Source organism: Sphingopyxis sp. 22461 (genome assembly GCF_052044915.1).
GTDB lineage: Bacteria > Pseudomonadota > Alphaproteobacteria > Sphingomonadales > Sphingomonadaceae > Sphingopyxis.
This window is the reverse complement of sequence record NZ_JBQENY010000020.1, coordinates 1-20,506: the sequence shown is the minus strand read 5'-3', so window position 1 is coordinate 20,506 and position 20,506 is coordinate 1. Positions and strand designations below refer to the sequence as shown.

Genomic DNA, 20,506 nt, shown 5'->3' with positions numbered 1-20,506 from the left:
AGAATTTGCGAAAGCAGCCGTTCGCAAATTGCTCCCAGCGGCACGACCATATGATGCAGAAAGAAATGAGGCCGAGGTGACCAAAGTCGCCTCGACCTCATGCCGAGCGTTTCGCCCTTCCGACGGGTCGCTAATCAGAAGGCGATACGCACAGTTACCCTTGCACCATGGGAGTTGCGGTCTGATGCCAGCGTGCCGGTGTAAGCAGCGCCGAGATGAAACGAGCCCGTGGTATATTCAAATCCGGCTTCGACTTCGGCTGAGCTCTTCGGGATAGCCGTACCAAGGATGCCGAACGTAGGTCCACCGGGCGTGAACCGCGATGCAATCGGTGCGGCGCGGTCGTTGAACGCTCGGTTCCAGGCCGCCGACACATAAGGCTGAAAGCCTAGCTGACCGGCGTTTAATTGCGCACGCCCGCCAAGACTGACGAAGGTGGTCTTCTGATCGCCCTTCGCGACGGTCAGTGCCGCGTTGCCGCCGGTTTCAGCGAAAGCATCGCTGCCGGTATCGACATGCGCCAGTCGGGCAAAGGGTGTGATCGCCGTATTGCCCGTGACAATGTCGTAACCGATCTCGCCAAAGATCTGCAGCGTATCAGCGTCGCGCTTCGACGAAAGCGTTTGAGCTAGCGGTGCGCCGTTGATCGCGCGGGTCGTATCGATGTCGTGCCAGGCATAACTGACACCGATGGTGCCGCGCAGACCGCCTTCCCCGCCATAAGTGGCATGGGCCGCGATATATTTGCTTTCCACGTCTGCATGGTCATTGCGCCCGCCGAAGCGGAAGTCCGACCCGCCGATACCTGCCGAAAGCGCTGCAGCGAAGCCGTTACCGCCAAAACCGACGCCCGCGACCAGACCCTTGTGATCGGTGTCCATCGCGAAATTCCCGCGCGCCGCGTCAAATTCTCCCCAGCCGCCAAAGGCCGAGCCCCAAACGAACGCACCGCCCTCTTCGGGAGCCTTCATGCCAATCAAGGCATTACGCAGATGACGACTGTCGTCGGTCAGGCCGCTGATCGTGCTAGCCAGAATTTCGCCCGACAGGTCGCCGAAGCTCGCCTGTGCGGTCGCCGCATTCTGGACCAGCACCGCTTCGTACAGCGGATTGTCGACGCCAAGTGCCTGAACTGCGGCCGCCACGCTCGCTTGGTTGAAGCCCACCGCGATATCGGCGAAATCGATATCGTTGCGATAGAGCGACAGCGTCACCGAGTTGGCGCTGTAGCGCAGCAGCGGATCGAGGAAGGCGAGATCGGTCGTCACCGAACCGAACGTCCCGGTGATTCCCGCACCGCCTGTCAGAATGATATAGTCGGTGCGCGGGTTATAGTTGCCGTCCTCGGCTAGGACCGCAACGCTCGCCGTGCTGGCGATCGTCACGGCGCCCGTCGCGTCGAGGCGATCTGCGGCGCCCGCCGCGCTGACTTCGACTTCGTAGATCGAGCCGGGAGCAAAGGCGAGATCGCCGTTCACGGTGAGCTGGCCGATCGAGTTGCCCGGTGCGATCGTGCCGCCGCTGGCGACGGTCGTCGATCCCACGGCGCCGTTGCCGCCAAGGGTTCCGCCGCTGTTGACGGTCACCGGCGAGGCGATCGAACCATTGACCGCGAGCGTGCCGCCGTTAACCGACGTCGGGCCGGTATAGCTGCTGTTTCCGGTAAGGTTGAGCGTGCCGGCGCCCTCTTTTACCAGGCTGCCCGTGCCCGAGATATCGCCGCCGAAAGCAGTGTTGCCAGATTGATCGACGGTGAGCTGGCTGTCGCCGATCACGACGTTCGAACCCGCATCGCCTTCGAGGCCGCCGATCGTTTGGTCCTTGCCCGTGATGTCGAGCGTGCCGCCGTCGCCTAGGTCGAATTCGGTGCCCGGATCGATCGTGCCGCCGATGCGTACCGAGCCCCCAAGGATGTTCGTCACCCCCTGGAAGGCATAGTCACCCATGAAGGTCAGCGCGCCGTCGCCCATCTTGTCGAGGGTACCGCTGCCCGAGAAGGCGCCGAGGAAATCATAATCGTCCGAACGATTGAAGACGAAGCGCCCATCGTTGACGATATTGCCCGCAAAGCTGCCCTCGCTTCCGCCGGCGCCCAGCTCGAAGAAGCCGGCCCCTTCGGTCTTCACGTCACCCTGGAGCAGACCGGTCAGAACAAGGCCGCCATTGGAGATGATCGTTCCACCAGTGTGGGCGATGTTGGAGGTGTCGACGGTAAACACGGCGTCGCCGATCAGCTGCAACTGCCCCGTCCCATCGATCGTCAGGTCCGCGAGATCGGACACGACGTCGTCGGTGCCGAAGTTCAAGACAAGCAGGCCGTCAGTCCGAACCGACGGCGTCAGGATCGGCGACGAGGTATCGCCCGCGCCCAAGTCAATTTCATTGACCTGCAGCGACGCACCGCTGGCGATCGAAACGTTATCGAATGCGCCGACCATCCCTGCGGTCGACCAATAGCCTGCCGCAACGTCGAGCGTCTCAAACCCGGTCGCTTCGGTGAGTTGCTGCGCCTCGGTCAGTTCAAGGACGTCCCCATCGAGCGTCAGGCTGTCGTTACCGCCGCCTGCGTCCACTGCGCCGGACATCGCGCTGCCGGTTCGCAGGGTGACACGGTCGTCGAAGCTGCCGAGTTGGACCGCGATCCCGCTTGAACCGGTGATCGTCCCTGCGTTGTCGAGGATGACCGCGCCGCTGTCATCGCCCCAGACGCCCCGGCCGCCGCCCGTGATTGCCCCGATGTTGACGAGCGTCGCTGTCCCGAAATTACCGAGAATGACGCCGTCTGTCGCACCAGTGATCGTGCCGCTATTGGTGATTTCGGCAGTATCGAGGAAGCCCGCGACCGCAGCGCCAAAGGTCCCGCTTCCGGTGATCGTGCCGCTATTGCTGATCGTGCCGGTCTGCGCGATTTCTTGCGAGACCTGCAGCCCTTCGACGACAGCGCCCGATGTTGCGCCAGTGATCGTTCCGCTATTGGTGATCGTTGCGGTATCGGTGACGAGGACGACCGCGCCATAGCCGTTGGAGCCCGTGATCGTCCCCGTATTGGTGAGCGTGCCGTCAAAGCCCGTTTCCTGGACAAGCCCTGCCCCGCGCTGGATAAGAACGCCGCCCGGCCCCTCACCGGTGACCTTGCCGGCGTTGTCGACCGCGCCGCCGGCCGACATGATGATCCCGAACCGCGTACCGCTGATGTCGCCGGTGGAACTGTTCGCAACGGTTCCGACATAGTTCGCCAGCGTCTGACCGTCATAGGGATAGATCGAGATGCCATCGGCCAGCGCGCTGCCCTCGCCGCGGATGATGCCGCTGTTGCTCACGCTGCCGCCGCCAATCAGGCGCACGCCATCGTTCGATTCGCCTCGGATCGTGCCGCTGTTCGTCACCTGCGTGCCGACCGCGATGCCGACGATATCGCCGATCGCCTCGTCGAACTGATAGGCGGTCGTGATGCCGGCGCCCGCACCTGTGATCGTCCCGCTGTTGGTCACGCTCGACGACGCGGTGGTGATCGTGATGCCGGCGTCGGGCGCAGCGTCGAACCCGTCGTAACTGCCCTCGCCGCGGATCACACCGGCGTTGTTCACGGCAAGTGTGCCCGTCGCGAAGGAATAGATGCCCGACGTGCCGCCGGTGATCGTGCCCCCCTCGGCATTGGTAATCGTTACGTCCGCACGCGATCCCTGCGAGACGCCGGCGCCAAAATCGCTGCCGATCGTGCCGCTGTTCTCGAGCGTCGCGCTGGACATGTCGCTGCCGAAGCCAACCCCATAGCCGTCGCCGCCGCTGCCGCCGAGATTGCCAGTGCCGCGAATGTCGCCTGTGTTCACGACCTTGGCGGTCAATCCACTGCGATCCTCGCTTGGATCTGTATTGAGGGCAGTCCCCTGGACATAGACGCCGCCATTAACGCCCTCGATTTCCCCGGCGTTCACGACCTCGCCGCCGCCCGACAGGATGATTGCGAACCGCTGGCCCTCGATGCGGCCATTCTCATCGTTGGTGACGTGGGCCGAATAATCTTCGTTCGACTGGTCGACATGCGCAAACATCGAGATGCCATCCGTGCCCTGCGCACCTGCATTGACACCCACGATAAAGCCGCTGTTGATCACGCTCCCGCCGCCGGCGAGGCGAATGCCGTCGTTATTGAGACCGATGATCTCGCCATTGTTGGTAATCGAGGTATTGATTGCGCGGCCCGTCCCATCCGCCATCGGCGTGGTGACGATCCCATATTGGCCGCCGATGATCCGACCGCTGTTGACGATCACCGCGTCCGCCGTCGTAATGACAATCGCATCCTGGGCGGCAGCGCTTATCAACCCCGCATTATTGAGAGCCAGCGAGCCTTCGTTGGAACGGATCGCGGTCCCATTGGCGACGATCTCGCCGTCGTCATGGTTGTTGATGGTGAGGGCGCCCGTCGACTGACCGATGATGGCGGCCGCTTGGCCGCTGATCAGACCCTCGTTTTCGATCACGGCAGTGCTGAGCGCGCCTCCGGCAAGGACTCCCAAGAAGCCCTGAACGGTGCCGCTGTTGTTGAGCGTGCCGATGCGACCAGTCTGGTCTGCGGTCGCGCCAAGGATGACGCCGAACGGGCTGACATTGGGATTGGCGGGATTGAAGGTCCCGGTGCTGCGAATGGTCCCTTCATTATCGATGGTCCCGCCACCCTGGACGACCACGCCGAACATTTGGCCATCGATCAGGCCGCCCGGAGCATTGGTCACCGAGCCGATACCGGTGACATCAGTCGCGACAGACTGGGCGAATTCGGAAAGGGCGACACCGGTGCCCGACCCGTTATTGCCGTTCAGTCCGCGGATCACGCCGCTGTTGACCACCGATCCGCCGCCCGCGAGCGAAACGCCGCTGCCTGCGCGGCCTTCGATCGTGCCCGAATTCGTGACCGCAGTGTTGCGCGCGCGCGCCTGCGTCCCCTCGGCATTCTGAAACACGGCGGTCGTAATGCCCGACAGAGCGCCGACAATGCCCTGGCTATTGTTGATCACGGCGTCGGCGGTCGTGATGTTGATCGCATTCTGACCGGCGCTGAAGATGAAGCCCTTATTATCGACGGTCAGCGTGCCGGCATTCGACGCGATCGCCGTCGCATTTGCAAGGATTTCGCCATTCTCGAAATTATTGACGGTCAGGTTGCCGGTGGACTGGCCGATGATGGCGATCGCTGTCGCACTGATCATTCCATCGTTGTTGATCGTCGCGCTTTCCAGCGCACCGCCAGCCAGAACCCCGAGAAACCCCGAGATGTTGCCGGTGTTCACCACCGTCGCGGCGCGGCCGGCCTGTTCGGTGGTTGCACCGAGAATGAGCCCGAACGGGCTGACGTTTGGGGTCGCGGAGTTCGGATTACCGGTGCTGCGGATCGTGCCCATATTGGTGACGGTGCCGCCGCCCTGCAGCACCGCGCCGAACATTTGGCCCTCGATCACGCCGCCGTCATTGTTCGTGATCGATCCCACGCCGATGATATTGCTGGCAGCCGCGCCGGGGAATTCCGAGATCGATACGCCGGTGCCGTTGATCATGCTCCCGGGCGCCCCGCTGGTCCCCGAGATCGTGCCACCGTTGGTGACGGTACCGCCGCCGACGAGGGCGACGCCCGACCCTGCTTCGCCGCGGATCACACCGCTGTTCGAAACCTGCGTGTTCGCAGCGAGCGGCTTCGGGGGCAGATCGTCGCCATTTACGTCTTCGCTGAAAAAATAGGATGTAACGACGCCGTTCGCCGCCCCGCTGATCTGGCCCGCATTGGTGACGATGGAATTCGGTTGCGCGATCACGATGCCGCCGCTCGGTCGGCTGTCGATACCGCCGACGTCAACGCCGTTGCCGCGAATGACACCGGCATTGCCGAGCGTGACCGGACCATTGTCGGCATAAACCCCGATAAGTTCCCCCTCGATCGTCTCCCCTACATCGACCTCGAGCTCTAGCCGCTCGGGCTGGTCATTATGAACGCCGAACGCATTCTGCGCGGCTGCGGGCGCCATATGTCCGATTGCGAGGCCGACGATCGCGCTGGTGGCAAGCAGGCGAGATTTCGAGATGCGTGACATATTCTGGAGTCCCCCATTGACGTTGCAGGCAAGGCAAAGGGTTCACCGGAGAGCATTTGCGCTCTCCGGCTCATCCGCCCCGCCTCGAAAATTTGCGCCCCCAGCCGTTCGGGCAAAAATACCCATCGGCTTTGCGTGCGATGACTAGTGGCGTGGACGGCGGGACGTCTACCCAATGTTATTTAGGGTGAATTTGCGACGGACCGTTGCCGGGGTGCTTGCACCGAAGTGTCTGGCCGTTACGGGTGACAGATCACCGGGGGGTGGGTTGAACTTGTCTTGGGCGAACCTGTGCGTGCGCCCGTTGGACGCAGATAAGCGTTCGGTCCCCGCCCGGCGGCGGGGGTGATAATGAAGATCTTATACGCGATCCTTGGGTTCTTTTGCCTGCTGGCCGCTCAACCGGCGCGCGCAAACTCCGACAAATTGCCGCTGCTCGATCTCAGGGCGGGAGAAGATGCACCCGCACTCGCCTCGTTTGTTCGGTTCGCGAAGCGCCCCGGCGTCGCAAGGACTCCGCAACTGGAAGCGATTCTCGGCGGTCCGCTGCAGCATATAAAGGGATCGACGATCCACTTCGGCCCCCCGGGCACCCGGACCGTCGTCCTCCTCAACGTTCGCAATGCGAGCGACGCGCAGGGAAGCTGGATTCTGACCACCGGCCGCGGCTCGCTGAAGCACTTCCGTCTTTATGAAGCCGAAGGTCACGCGCTCAGGCTGATCGTCGATGCTACCGATCCGCAGGTCGCCCGCGAAAATCTCGGGACCTACCAGGCGTTCAGCTCCGAGCTTGTGCTTGCACCGCGGCAGGAAAAGCTGGTTGTCATCGAATTTGTTTCCGAAAATTCGACCTATATGCCGCTCCGCATCGAAACCTATGGCACCTTCTTCAAGGATCGGCGCGCCAACATATCGATGGTGTCGGGTGTCGTCGTCGGCGCGCTGACGCTACTGCTCCTCAATTTCCTCTTCTTCTCGATCACAGGCTTCAAGGAATTTCTCTGGCTGGCCGTCGCGGAAGCTTTTTTTGCGCTCAACACGGTCCATTCCGAGGGCTACATCACCATATTCTTCCTGTACGACAAGCCGCTGACCGGCGTCGCCGTGGAAGATTTCTTCAAATGCGGATTTGCGGCCGCGATGGCGCAGTTTTGCCGAAGCTTCGTGAAGACTGCGGACAACTTCCCTAGGAGCGACCTCACCCTGAAGGCGCTGATCCTTTTCGCCGTCGCCGTCATGCTGGTCCAGCCCGGCCTATCACTCTACCCCGCCGATGTTCGCTTTTTTCTCCACCTCTCCGGCTGGATCGTCGCGGTCGGGGTGGCGTTATTCCTGCCTTTTGTGGGCTATGCGGCGATGAAGCAGCTTGGGTCCCAGCTCTGGCCCCTCTTCGTCGGCTGGGCCAGCCTCGCGCTGTTCATTTTCTATGCCGCGATCGCGTCGATGGGCTTCTTTACCTGGTTGCCGATCAACTGGCACCTCTCCGGGCCCGTCGGGCTCTTCGAATCGATCATGGTAACGCTGGCGCTCGGACTGAACCTCAAGAAGATCCAACGGGAAAAGCTGGTAGCCGACGCCAATTATGCGCAGTCGCTTGGCGAACGCCTCGAAATCAGCGAACGGGCGACGCGCCTCGCTGAAGAAAAAGCCTATGCGCTCGAAACCGTACATAGTCAGAATGCGCTGCTTCATGCATCGGGCCACGACAGTCGGCAGGTTATCCTGGCGCTCAACAGCGCAGTCGCGGTTCTAAAGCGGCAGGAAACGCCGGGCGGCGACCCGGCGCTGATCGCGATGCTCGAAAGCTCCGCCGATTATCTGAACGAAATCGTGACGACGACCATTTCCGGCGCCAACATCGCCGCGGGCAATGCTGAATTCGTCGCACTCGGTGCCTTTCGCGGCCAGGCGTTGATCGAGCCGCTGACGATGATGTTCAAGACGCCCTTCGCGAACAAAAAGCTGACACTGGAGGTCAGCGTCGCGGACGACGTCATGATCATTTCGGACAAACCGCTCCTGATGCGCGCGCTCGCAAATCTGCTGAGCAATTGCTATCAATATACGCAGACTGGCGGCGCCCACATCGCCCTCGTGCTCGACGAGGGCCGTGCCATGATAAGCATCACCGACACCGGAAGCGGAATGCCTGCAGACATCATGGCCGCCTTGAACAGCGGAGGCAGGGCGCGCGTTCGAGGAAATGAAACGACAGAGGGAACCGGCTCCGGTTTCGGGTCGGCCAAGCGCATCATCGAAATGCTTCGGGGAACCCTCGAAATCTGTTCGTCGACCAGCCACGGCACGGAAATCCGGATAGCCCTCCCCGCAGCCTCCACTGCCGTTACGCCGATCTCAACGGACGAATTGCAAGCGGGCTTATACGAATGGACGATTCTCGACTTCGACCAGCGCGAAGATTTCGAGTTGGGGCTGGCCGCATCGGACAGCGAAACAAAACCTGTCCTCGCTGTGACCTATGATGACAGCACAGTCACGCGCGGGCGGCTCGGCCAGCTTGTCACGATGGTGGCGATCAAACCCGTTTGCCGCGAACTGACGCACCATCCCCTTCTGTTGGCCGCGTCAGAGAAGGTTTAGCTCATTCGCGCGCTCGACGATCCTGCGGTTATGCGGGACGTCGAGTTTACGCCGCAGTTCCGCAATATGGAAAGATACGGTCGGGGGCGCGATCGCAAGACGATAAGCGATCTCCTTGTTTGTCTCACCCTGTGCCAGATAGTGGAGGATCGCCATCTGCCGCGAGGACAGCGCAACGGGGGATTGCTGAAACTTGCCGAGCGCTTCTTCGATATGCGGCGAAATATAGACCTCGCCCGCCAGCGCTGCGTCGCAGGCGGCGACAATGTGATCGAGCGGGTCCGATTTGCTCACGACAGCACGCGCGCCCAGTTTGAGCGCCGAATGAATCTCGGCAAGGTTCGTTTCACCAGTCAGGATGATAACCGTCATGTCGCGCGACCCGACGATCTCGGCGAGAACATTTATACCCCGCACGTCGGGCAAGTTGAGATCGAGGATAACCAAATCGATCGGTTGCGACTGTACGAAAGCATTGACCATCGCGCCGCAATCGAGCGCGTCGACAACGACGAAGCGATCGAGCGAACCAAAAAGGAACCGCAGACCGCTTTGGGTGATACGGTGATCGTCGACGATCAAGACATTATGCTGCACCGTCATGCCCCACTCTCTCCTCCCCAGATGCTTCTCCGCAGATTATTCACCTGCCGCAACCCGAAATAATGCGGGGTGGTTGCAGGTCGGGCTCCGGGCGTGGAAAGGGGCGCATATCCATGACGGCCAAGCGCTCTTTCTGGGCGATACCGGGACCGGTACTGGCCGATTGCGGTCAGGCCGCTTTCGGGCGCAAACTTCGAGAAGCGGACGCTCACCGCATGCCAGTTGGTCATGACTGGCACCGACCGGTAACGGAAACCAGCTGCGCCTCTTTTAACCTTAGGAAGGTCAACGCGCCGATCAACCGCGCTGCACCAGGGATCGGAAACGGCAAGAGCTCTGCTTCCGCCAACGCCGGCATGTTGCCAGCAATCAGCAAGGTCAAGGGCAGCGGGATCGCAAATACAAACTGCAGCATGGTCGGGTCGACCGCTAATCCCGAGCGTGAGAGGGCCAGACACTGAAGGCAAGGAAAGACCGTGTCGGCCAAGACCAGGAACTATCGGCGCGTACTACATCGCTCCGATGGCGATGCACGCACTTTCAAACCAGTAACCCTTTGGAAACCATACAAAGTGACTATTCCCACCCGATTGGATGTGTCATTGTATCACCGTTGATGCACCGGTAGCGGGACGGATTTATCGGAACTCCGGGAATATCTGGTGTCTCGTTTCCGCACATTATCATTGGCACTTTATGTTTTTCGCTGGAGCACGACGTCGCACCACGCGCGTCGCACCTCAGGGCACAGGCGATGTCGCACGGGGGTCACAATGAGGCGCTCCACCAGCGACAAACCAAAGACGAGGGAAACTGTTCGAAGCTGACCAAGCAACCGCAGTGATCATGAAAAAAGACGGAGGAATTCTGAATTATGGCAATTCAGGAGGCAATAGACTGTTTTTCTTTAATAGTTGTTAACTATTTACTAAGCATCTTTATTACAAAAATTGATTTGACGCCTAACATCGCGCTTCTTACCTATGTACATGAAATATAGTGATTCGATCACTTACAATAGTGTCAACTATAGGCTGGCATTAGTGTAAGTATACGTATATTTCAATTAAAATAGGGGTCGTCATATGAAGAATTACGTAGAACTCCATGATGTGGAGGTTGGAGCCCTGACTCTTTTGAAGCAGACGAAGAGAATTCTCCTGGTTGGCTTAGCGATCGTTAGCATAGCCGGCACTACCGCGTCCGCAGCGCCAACGACGGCTCCCACCCCTCCGCTCACGGCCGAGGCCACTTCAACCGGCGCTCGCGTGTTCTCCGAACAGGCCAGAAAGCTTGGGGCCCAAAAATGCGCCCGGCTTTATTCGGTGCTGGGCGACTTGGTCTCGCATGGCGCCGACTATGCGGTGCGCACCGAGACGAACAAACAAGCGCCCGACGCACATATCGTTCAAGGCACCGTCGGCATGACGTATAATTTGCCTGATCTGAAAGGAAAGGCAGCGGGGCTGGTCTTCGCCGCGCCCTCGGCGAACGGCTGCGAGGGACATTTCGTGCGGGTCGCCCCCTTTCAAAAGCCGTGCCAGCAGGTTGTGAAGGATCTGCCGGCGGGGAGCATCTCCGCGGCCGACTTGTCGGGCGTTCCAGTCTATCAACTCGGCGGCGGACAAGGACAGGCGCTGATGATCGCGAGCGGCGCAAGCTGCGTGGTCGTTACCGTCACGCAGGGCAGCCAGACACCCTAGCCAGAAGCCGGCGTCCGCAGGCGCGGCTGTCGATCATTCCAACAAACCGCAGATTCCGGGCGTGCCTTGTAGCGCGATGGCTCTCTGCGCCCTTTTAGCACCCCGATATCATCGATCGGATCGGGCCAGAGCAGGAGAAATATCATGAGCAATTTCGAGACTGTATCGAACGGACGACGCAATGCGGAACTGGCACAAAGCTGGGTACTGGGCGCGGCAGGGATGGGCTGGACCCAGCGGCGCCGGTTGATGGCGGTGCTGCGTCGGGCACACCGTGTGCTCGGAGTGAACCGCGACCAGCTTGGACTGGGCGCCCTCGGCGGCGGCGGGATGGCCGCCGTGCTTGCGATGGGCATGATGGCCCCGCAGGCGGCGTTCGGGCAGACCGTTATTGGTAACGGGGTGCTGACCAACACCGCCAACTGTACCAATCCCTCTGCAGGGAATCAAAGCACCGCCATCGGTTGTGGCAGCAACGTTACCGGCTCCGCCTCAACCGCAATCGGCGCCAACGCCGATGTAAATGGCGACAATGGCGTCGCGATTGGCACCGCTGCTACCGCGACGGGCAATGCTTCGATCGCCATCGGCTATGCGATGGGGGCCAGCGGCCTCAACGCCATAGGCATCGGTGTCTTTGCGAACGCAACCGGCGTCAACGCGCTCGCCGTGGGCGGAAACGCCCGCGCCATTGCGGATGGCGCATCTGCCTTTGGTGTCAACAGCACCGCCAGCGCGGCGAACGGGACCGCCATCGGTTCCACGGCCACCGCTAGCGGCGGCGCCGCCACGGCCGTCGGCGTATCGAGCCAGGCAACCAGCGCCAATGCTGTCGCTGTCGGCAGCTTGAGCCAGGCGACAGATAGTGCGGCCACCGCTGTCGGCAACGGCGCTAGGGCGACCGGCAACAGCTCGCTCGCGCTCGGAGCGCAGGCTTTAGCCATCGGCAGCGGTACCGTTGCTGTCGGGCAAGGCGCCGGCTCCGGATCCACCACCGGCAACGCCAGCTCAGTTGCGGTGGGCCTCGCATCCGGGGCGCTCGTGACCGGCGCGCAGAATACCGCCATGGGCGGCGGTATCGCCAGCGTGATGCGCGGCGCCGGCTCCGGCGTCACAGGGACACGGAACGTCGCTCTCGGGACCGGCGACGGGACCGTTGCCTATGACGCTACGCTCTCCGCCTCCGCAGGCAGCCTGGTCACCGGCAGCGACAACGTCGCGATCGGAACCAATGCCGGTATCGGCGTCGCCGCCAACGGCACCACATCGATCGGCCACAATGCCTTGGCCAGCCAGACCAACGGCACTGCCATTGGCTTTGGAGCAACCGCCACCGGCGTGAACGCCGTCTATCTGGGCGGACGCACCGGCGCCGGAACGGGTGCTCTCGCTGAGAGCGCCATCGCCATCGGGACGGACGTGACGGCAAATGTGGCCGACGCCACCGCGATCGGACGCCAAAGCGTGGCATCGGCCCAGTTCGCCGTTGCGATCGGGGTAAATTCCCGTGCGTCCGGCATAAGCTCGTCAACGCTCGGTCCCAATGCAAATGCTTCGGGTAACTTCGCACTGGCACTGGGTAATGCTGCTGTGTCCAGCGGAATTGGCTCGATCGCGATCGGGTCGGGCGCCGAAGGTACGGACATTGCCGCCGTAGCGCTCGGCAATGGCACTCGTGCGACCCTCGCGCGCTCGACCGCGCTCGGGGTGAGCGCTTTGGCGAGCGGCGCAAGCGCGCTGGCCATGGGCGACACCGCGACCGCGAGCGCCCAGAATGCGATAGCGGCCGGAACGAACGCCGTCGCCAATTCCACGGACTCGGTCGCCATCGGCACCAACACCACGGCCACTGGCGGCAAAGCGGTGGCGATCGGCGCCGGAAACGTCGCCAATGGCGACGGCGCGGTGGCGATCGGCGATCCCAGCACCGCGACCGGCGACGGCGCGGTGGCGCAGGGCAAGGACAACACCGCGACCGGCAACGGCTCGGTGGCGATGGGCAACACCAACATGGTCGGCGGCGGAGGACAGGCGATCAGCACGCCTGGCACCGCAGCCCAAGGCGCGGTCGGCATCGGTTTCCAGAATACCGTTGTCGGTCAGGGCTCGGTCGCGATCGGCAGCACCAGCAGCGCGCTGGCGGCAGGCGCGATCGCGTTCGGTGACACCGCGATCGCCAACAATGCGGGTGACGTCGCGCTGGGTTCGGGCAGTACGACTGATGTCGCGGTGGCAACGGCCGGGGCGACGATCAATGGCGCCAATTACGCCTTCGCCGGCACCACGCCGACGAGCACCGTGAGCGTCGGCGCGGCCGGCACCGAACGAACGATTACCAATGTCGCGGCGGGCCGGATCAGCGGCGGCTCGACCGACGCGATCAACGGTTCGCAGCTGTTCGCGACCAACCAGGCGGTCGACAGCATCGGCACGCAAGTGACACAGAACACCACCGACATCACCAATCTCGACGGGCGCGTGACGACCACGGAAGGCGATATCACCAATCTCGACGGCCGGGTGACAACGGTCGAAGGCGATCTCACCAACCTCGGCAACACGATCACCAACATCAACAATGGCGCGGGGATCAAATATTTCCACGCCAACTCGGTGCTGGCCGATAGCCAGGCGCTGGGAACGGACTCGGTCGCGATCGGACCGAACGCGGTCGCCAACAATACCGGGGATGTCGCGCTCGGAAATGGTTCGACAACCGATGTTGCGGTGGCGACCACGGGTACGACGATCGGCGGCACCAACTATGCCTTTGCGGGCACAGCGCCGACGTCGACGCTGAGCATCGGTGCGCTGGGTGCCGAGCGGACGATCACCAACGTCGCGGCCGGCCGGATCAACGGCAGTTCGACCGACGCGGTGAACGGTTCGCAGTTGTTCGCGACGAACACGCAGGTGACGCAGAACACCACCGATATCGCCAATCTCGACGGGCGTGTGACGACCGTCGAAGGCGATGTTACCAATCTCGATGGCCGGGTAACCACCGTCGAGGGCGATGTCGTCAATCTCGATGGGCGTGTGACGACTGTCGAGGGAGACATCATCAATCTCGATAACCGCGTAACCACGGTCGAGGGCACCGTAACCAACCTCGGCGACGCGCTCACCGAAATTGCCGGCGACACCTCGACCACTTACACAGACGCGAATGGCGATGGCATTCGTTATGCCCGCACCAACGAAACCGGCCTCGCCGAAACCGATGCCTTCGCCCAAGGCGTGGGCTCGACCGCGCTCGGCTATCAGGCGGCCGCTTCCGGGGCAAATACGGTCGCGCTTGGCCGGGACAGCCAGGCCACCGTCGATGGGTCGCTGGCGCTCGGCTCGGGCTCGGTCGCCGATCGCGCGATTGCGCCGGTGAGCGGCACGATCCCGGCAGGCATCGGTTTCGTGCCCTATAATACCACCGACGCGACCCTCTTGGGCGCGGTTTCGGTCGGCAATGCGGCGACGAGCGAATATCGCCAGATTACGAATGTCGCCGACGGCACCGCGGCGCAGGATGCCGTAACGCTGCGCCAGCTTCAGGGTGCGATCTCGTCGGTTTCGGTGACGCCGATCCAATATTTCCACGCCAATTCGAGCGCCGTCGACTCGCTCGCGGCCGGCGCGGAATCGATCGCGGTCGGCCCGACCACGGTGGTCAATGGCGACAATGGCATCGGCATCGGCAATGGCGCGATCGTCGATCAGACCGCACCGGGAGGTACGGCGATCGGCCAGAACGCCCGGGTCAGCCAGGCCGACGGCATCGCCTTCGGCACCAACTCGATCGCCAACGGCATCCAGTCGATCGCGATCGGCCCCGGCGCCAACGCGAGCTTTGCGGGCAGCGTCGCGCTCGGCGCGGGCGCGACGACGAGCGTCGGATCGCGGACCGGCTATGCGGGCTATGGCCTCGCCGCGCCGCAGAATTCGGCGGGCGAGGTGTCGGTGGGCAGCGCGGGAGCAGAGCGGCAGCTCACCAACGTCGCCGCGGGCTCCGCCCCGACCGATGCGGTGAATGTCAGCCAGCTCAATCAGGTGGCACAAAATACTGCCACCAGCCTCGGCGGCGGAGCGTCCTATAATCCGACCACTGGCGCCTATACGGGACCGACCTATAATGTAGGCGGAAACACCTACAATAATGTCGGCGATGCGCTCGGCGCCCAGAATACGGCGGTCACCAACCTCGACAATCGCGTGACCACGGTCGAAAGCAACGTCACCAATCTTGGCGACAGTGTCGCGGCGGGACTTGGGGGCGGTTCGACCTACAATTCGACGACCGGAACGGTCACCACGAACCTCAATGTCGGCGGCAACAATTACAACAACGTCAACGACGCGCTGCAGGCGCTGAACCAGACGGCGAGCGCCGGCTGGAACATCCAGGCCAATGGCGGGGCTTCGACCAATATCGCTTCGAACGGCACGCTCAACGTGACCGCAGGCTCCAACACCGTAGTGACATTGAGCGGCAACCAACTGCAGATCGCGATGGCGGACAATCCCACGTTCAATGGCGTGGTCAATGCCAATGGCGGCCTCAACGTGGGCGCCAACACCAGCGTCAACATGGGTGGCAATGTCGTCCAGAATGTCGGAGCCGGCGCGATAAACGCCACCTCAACCGATGCGGTCAACGGGTCGCAGCTCTATCCGATCCAGCAGCTGGCCAATAATTCGGTGCAATATGATGCCGCCGGCAACTCGGTCACGTTCAATCCGGGCGGATCGGCCACGACGCTGCACAATGTCGCCGCCGGCGTCGCGCCGACCGATGCGGTCAATGTCCAGCAATTGGGTGACGGTCTCGCCAGCACACTGGCTTCAGCCAATGCCTATACCGACTCGCGGCTGGCGAACTTCGAGTTCGATCTGGGCAACGCGCGACGTGACAGCTTTGCCGGTACGGCGGGCGCGCTTGCCGCCGCGGGGCTTCCGCAAGCCTTTGAACCAGGACGCGGAATGCTCGCCTTCGGCGCGGGTACCTATCGCGGAGAATCGGCCTTCGCGCTCGGCCTGTCGCGGGTGATGGACGACGGCCGCACCGTCATCAAGGCTGGTGCGACGTACGACACGCAGCAGCGCGCCGGCGCCAATGTGGGCGTCGGGTTCCAGTTCTGATTTCGTCCATCATTGATCACTCTTTCCTCAAGGAGGATGTTATGAAAACCAAGTTTTTCGCTGCCCTTTGTCTCTCGGGCGCATGTTTGATGAACCCGGCCGCAGCCTCTGAAGATAGCCCGTCGTCCGCATCGTCCGCTTCAATATATAAGGCGACGGTCGATCCCGCAGCCTTTCGGCCAGTGGTGCTGGAGCACAAGAAGCTGGGCGTCACCACCACCCCGGCGACGATCCGGCTGATCACGCCCGGCGTCGACAAGTTCAGCATATATCCGCTGATCGGTGCGCCGCATTTTGCCGAAGGGATCACGCGGCGATGGAATTACGTCCTCTTCTTCCCCGTCGCGCCGGGAAGCATGGAACGCGTGCGCTGCCGCATGGAAATCCGGTTCGAGCGTCCGCGCGGCCACTATAGCGTCGTGGTCTCCGAGGTCGTGTGGCAGGAGCAATCTTGCGCCGACCGGGTTGCAGCGGCAAGCTGATTGGGCAAGAGGTGGCGTCATGCGCATAATCGTTCCTTTCGCCGCCTCTGTCCTTGCCTTCGCCAGCATCCCCGCGTCGGCGCAGACCTTCGGCCCGCCGATCCAGGGGCTTTGCTTGCTCTCCCGGAACGGCGCTATCGCGGCGTCGCGGGCCGGCCAGTCGATGCAGGCACAACTCAAGCAGATGCAGGGTGCGCTGTCGGGCGATCTCGCCCGGCAGCGTTCCTCGATCGATCAACAACGCCGAACGCTCGAGACGCGACAGAATTCGACGGCGCCAATCGAATATCAGCGGCAGATTTCCGCGCTCAACCAACAGGCTCAGGCGATTGAACAGCAGCAAAATGCGCGATTCATCTCAGCACAAACGCGAGGGCAGCAGCAGATCGACCAAGCTCTCAATACGGCGTTGGGCCGTATGGTGACGAAAGCTAACTGCAGCGTCGTCCTCGAGCGCGATAACAGCTACGGCTGGAACAACGCGATGGATATCACGCCGGCCGTCACCCGCGAAATGGACGCTCTGCTTCAAAGCGTGGCGTTGCAATAACGAAACCGGATATGATGGACTAGCGTGCCATGCGCTTGACCTCCCGCCGTAAATTAACGTGATGCTTATCTCGACAGCCGATCTGGTCAGACATGCAGCGAAAACTGAAAAGCAGTGAGCTTGTGAGCTTCATGCTCCTGCTAGTGGCCGTCCTGGTCCTCGCGCTAAGATGATGATCGAGTTCGACGCGCGCGCACAGCCCGAATATTTCCGTCAAATTCTTGCTCAGGTCCCGACTCAAAAAAAGCTCAACCAAGCTGCCTCATGGTCCCGCCTGTCGCACACCGGTTATTGGCAACATCTTGTTAACCAATTTGGCGCAAGCTCCGTTTGGGGGGCACGTTGGCGGCGCGAGCCGTGCGAATGGAGTTCTTCGCGGTGTTCGAATGCGACACGAAGCCTACATCGGTCATCGGACCGTTCGGTCGTCTGACGATCGGCGATTTGCCGGTCTCGTCCACCACCTATTGGGTGAGCCGGCGCAAGGCCGAAGTGCTCGCCGCCATCGACGGCGGTTTGCTGACTGTCGACGAGGCCTGTGAGCGATATCGATTAAGTCTCGAGGAGATCATTGCGTGACGGCGCTCGATGGCCGACGCCGGCGTTGCCGGACTTCGTATTACGAAGGACCACCGCTATCGTCATCCCTTGTAGTTTAAACTAGAAATGCCGCGCCACCCCCACCACTGGGCGCGGTATCGACGGCGCGAGGTAGTTGGTCCTCCTCGCGTCGTCCACGGCGTGCGGCGATGCTGACTGGACATCAGCCCCCGCTTGGAACAGCTATGTGCGCGGTTACAAATGGCCGGTTGCTGACAGACCGCTATCGGGACAAAAATTAAAGAAGCGGGCATTGCCCGCTTCGTGACAGACCAAGGAGCGAACGGATCATCCATTGGGAAGCGGGAGTACCTAGTGTGATAACTCCCGGGACTGTCGTGGCGTTGGTAAGCGATGTTTTCAGGCCACGGCGGTCCAGGGCATGAGGTTGCGGACGGCATTGGCGGGATGCCCGTTGGCGAGCTTGGTCAGTATTTCGGTCAGCCAAGTGTGGGGGTTGAGACCGGAGAGCTTGCAGTTTTCGATGAGCGTGGCGATGACGGCCCAGTTGTCTCCGCCTTCATCAGAGCCTGCGAAGAGGGCATTTTTGCGGTTCAAAGCGAGGGGGCGGATCGACCGCTCGACGGCATTGCTATCGAGGTCGACCCGGCCATCGTCGAGGAAGCGGGAGAGCCCGTCCCAGCGAGTGAGCGCGTAGCGGATTGCTTCACCGATCTTCGCTTTGGCGCTGACCTGACGGCTGCGGGCTTCAAGAAACCGACGCAGATCGTCGATGATGGCGCGGCTGCGCTCGCCCCGGGCTTGTTGGCGCTGTTCGGGCGGCGCACCTCGCACCTCGTCTTCGATGGCATAGAGCAAGGCGATGCGGCGCAGCACCTCGGTGGCGACCGGCGATGTGTCGGCGAGCTCGTAGAACTTGCGGCGCACATGGGCCCAGCAGAAGGCGAGCCGAATCTGCTGACGCCGCTTCGCCAGCGCGGCATAGCCGCCATAGCCGTCGACCTGCAGGATGCCCGCGAAATCGCCGAGATGGGCTTCTGCCCGCTCAGCCTTGCGGTCGGCGGCATAGACATAGGCGACCATCGGCGGATCGTTGCCGCCCCAGGGGCGATCATCGCGTGCATAGGCCCATAGCTGCCCGGTCTTGGTCCGCCCGCGTCCGGGATCGAGCACCGGCGCCGTCGTCTCGTCGGCGAACAAGCGTTCCGATCTTCGCAATCGCTCGAGGATGTGATCGCGCAAGGGGCGCAAATACCATGCCGCCCGGCCAACCCAGTCGGCCAGCGTCGAGCGATCGAGCTGGATACCTTGCCGGGCATAGATCTGTGTCTGCCGGTATAGCGGAAGATGGTCGGCATACTTGGAGACCAGCACCTGCGCGATCAGCGCTTCGGTCGGGATACCGCCCTCGACGATCCGCGGCGGTGCCGGGGCCTGCACGACCGCACCCTCGCATGAACGGCAACCGTAGCGCGGGCGGCGGGTGACGAGGACACGGAAGGTGGTCGGCACGACATCGAGGCGCTCGGCGACGTCCTCGCCGATCTGATGAAGCGCGCCGCCACAACAGACACAGGTCTTCGTCTCGACATCGACGATCTGTTCGACCCGCTCCAGATGCGTCGGCAGCGAACCCCGGTTGGTCTTCCGCGGCCGCTGTGCCGGAGCCCCGCTTGCCTTGTCGCGAGCGTGTTCGGCCGCGGCCAAGGCCGTCTCGACTTCCTCGAGGGCAAGCTGGAACTGATCGGGATCGAGCTGTTCGGACCGGCGGCCAAAACGGTGACGCTGCAGGGCGTCGATGATCGCTTGTAGACGCTCGACCTCGGCTTTGAAAATCTTGAGCGCATCGAGCTCGCGAGCCTGTTCGAGGACGAGCGCGCGAAGCGCTTCAACGTCATCGGGAAGGTCGGCTTCCATGAGCATGGAAGCAGTGAATCAGCATGGGAAGGCCGCGTCAACCGGCAATCTGCGGAGCGATCGGGCGGCGTCCGCCATGCACTCGGCGCCAGTCCAGACCTTCCAGCAGAGCGCCAAGTTGTGCCGCCGTCACACGCATCACGCCGTCCTGAATCCCCGGCCACTTGAAGCTCCCTGACTCCAGCTTCTTAGCCATCAGGCACAGGCCGGTTCCATCCCACCAGACCAGCTTGATCCGGTCGGTCCGCTTCGCCCGAAAGACGTAAATCACCCCGGAAAAGGGATCGCCGCCATACTCGGCACCGACCAACGCCGCCAACGCGTCCGGCCCTTTGCGGAAATCTACGGGCCGCGTTGCGATCATGACGCGGGCGCCAGCGCCAGGCCCGATCATCGAGCCGACCGAAGGGCTTGCACCACGGCAGCAGCCAGATCGGCCTTGGCCGTTCGCCCAATCCGGATCACGGCACCATCGATCTCCACTTCTATCGCGACATCGCTGCGTCGGGCGTTGTCGGCGACCACCGGCACGAACATCGGCTCCGCATCCATCGAGCCACGCTGGGCTTCCAGCGCGTAACGAAGCTCGCGGCGCCAGGTGTAGAGCTGGGAGGTCCGGATATCGTGCCGCTGAGCAAGCGCCGTCAGATTATCGCAATGCTGCGCTTCTGCGACGATCGCCAACTTCTGCTCCACGGTCCACGATCGGCGTCGACCGACCGTCCCACTGAACACCTCGAGGCGCCGGGCCGGCTCCGGACTAACTCCAGTGCGCGTGTCCAGTCCGGTCGTTAGCGTCGCGTCGTCCATATCCCCTCTGGTCTGCCTCAATCACGAAACCAAACAAGGTGGGGCCCGAACATCGCTTAC

The 20,506-nt window shown here is 62.4% G+C and carries 11 protein-coding genes and 1 pseudogene; 7 read left to right on the top strand and 5 right to left on the bottom strand.

Annotated elements, in window-relative coordinates; genetic code table 11:
- Positions 1 to 134 precede the first annotated feature (134 nt).
- Entirely contained in the window at positions 135 to 6,086 is a 5,952-nt protein-coding gene (locus ACTJI5_RS22605) for an autotransporter domain-containing protein (RefSeq protein ID WP_440861926.1), read from the bottom strand.
- A 915-nt stretch (positions 6,087 to 7,001) separates the two neighbouring features.
- Here ACTJI5_RS22605 and ACTJI5_RS22600 point away from each other — a divergent pair.
- Positions 7,002 to 8,687 (top strand): ATP-binding protein, encoded by a 1,686-nt coding sequence (locus tag ACTJI5_RS22600; RefSeq protein ID WP_440861925.1) that lies wholly within the window; start codon positions 7,002 to 7,004, stop codon positions 8,685 to 8,687.
- On the opposite strand, the gene ACTJI5_RS22595 is transcribed toward ACTJI5_RS22600, so the two are convergent.
- Entirely contained in the window at positions 8,673 to 9,290 is a 618-nt protein-coding gene (locus tag ACTJI5_RS22595) for a response regulator transcription factor (protein WP_058538755.1), read from the bottom strand. The two genes, ACTJI5_RS22600 and ACTJI5_RS22595, sit on opposite strands and share 15 nt — an antisense overlap.
- A 113-nt stretch (positions 9,291 to 9,403) precedes the next feature.
- Between ACTJI5_RS22595 and ACTJI5_RS22590 the strand changes: the two genes are divergently transcribed.
- The 6 genes and pseudogenes from ACTJI5_RS22590 (at position 9,404) to ACTJI5_RS22565 (ending at position 17,812) form a co-directional block, all read left to right on the top strand.
- Positions 9,404 to 9,751: a hypothetical protein gene (locus tag ACTJI5_RS22590; protein ID WP_440861924.1), complete on the top strand. Its 348-nt coding sequence runs from the start codon at positions 9,404 to 9,406 to the stop codon at positions 9,749 to 9,751.
- Between the two features lie 624 nt (positions 9,752 to 10,375).
- Complete coding sequence (locus ACTJI5_RS22585; protein ID WP_440861923.1) at positions 10,376 to 10,993, top strand: hypothetical protein; 618 nt, start codon at positions 10,376 to 10,378, stop codon at positions 10,991 to 10,993.
- Between the two features lie 144 nt (positions 10,994 to 11,137).
- A complete protein-coding gene (locus ACTJI5_RS22580; protein ID WP_440861922.1) occupies positions 11,138 to 16,126 on the top strand; it encodes a YadA-like family protein in 4,989 nt (1,662 codons plus the stop codon).
- A gap of 41 nt (positions 16,127 to 16,167) precedes the next feature.
- Positions 16,168 to 16,608 carry a hypothetical protein gene (locus ACTJI5_RS22575; protein ID WP_440861921.1) on the top strand — a complete coding sequence of 147 codons (441 nt, stop codon included), beginning with the start codon at positions 16,168 to 16,170 and terminating at the stop codon, positions 16,606 to 16,608.
- A 19-nt stretch (positions 16,609 to 16,627) separates the two neighbouring features.
- Positions 16,628 to 17,158 (top strand): OmpH family outer membrane protein, encoded by a 531-nt coding sequence (locus ACTJI5_RS22570; protein WP_336443863.1) that lies wholly within the window; start codon positions 16,628 to 16,630, stop codon positions 17,156 to 17,158.
- A gap of 363 nt (positions 17,159 to 17,521) precedes the next feature.
- Positions 17,522 to 17,812, top strand: a pseudogene (locus ACTJI5_RS22565) (DUF1153 domain-containing protein).
- 306 nt (positions 17,813 to 18,118) lie between these two features.
- Here the strand turns inward: ACTJI5_RS22565 and tnpC are convergent.
- The 3 genes from tnpC to ACTJI5_RS22550 are packed head-to-tail and all read right to left on the bottom strand — an operon-like array spanning position 18,119 to position 20,446.
- Positions 18,119 to 19,642, bottom strand: coding sequence for an IS66 family transposase (gene tnpC, locus ACTJI5_RS22560; RefSeq protein ID WP_440859285.1), 1,524 nt, complete (start codon positions 19,640 to 19,642; stop codon positions 18,119 to 18,121).
- A gap of 31 nt (positions 19,643 to 19,673) precedes the next feature.
- On the bottom strand, positions 19,674 to 20,000 hold the full coding sequence (gene tnpB, locus ACTJI5_RS22555; RefSeq protein WP_440859286.1) for an IS66 family insertion sequence element accessory protein TnpB: 327 nt from the start codon (positions 19,998 to 20,000) through the stop codon (positions 19,674 to 19,676).
- Between the two features lie 26 nt (positions 20,001 to 20,026).
- Positions 20,027 to 20,446 carry a transposase gene (locus tag ACTJI5_RS22550; RefSeq protein ID WP_440859287.1) on the bottom strand — a complete coding sequence of 140 codons (420 nt, stop codon included), beginning with the start codon at positions 20,444 to 20,446 and terminating at the stop codon, positions 20,027 to 20,029.
- Between the last annotated feature and the right edge of the window lie 60 nt (positions 20,447 to 20,506).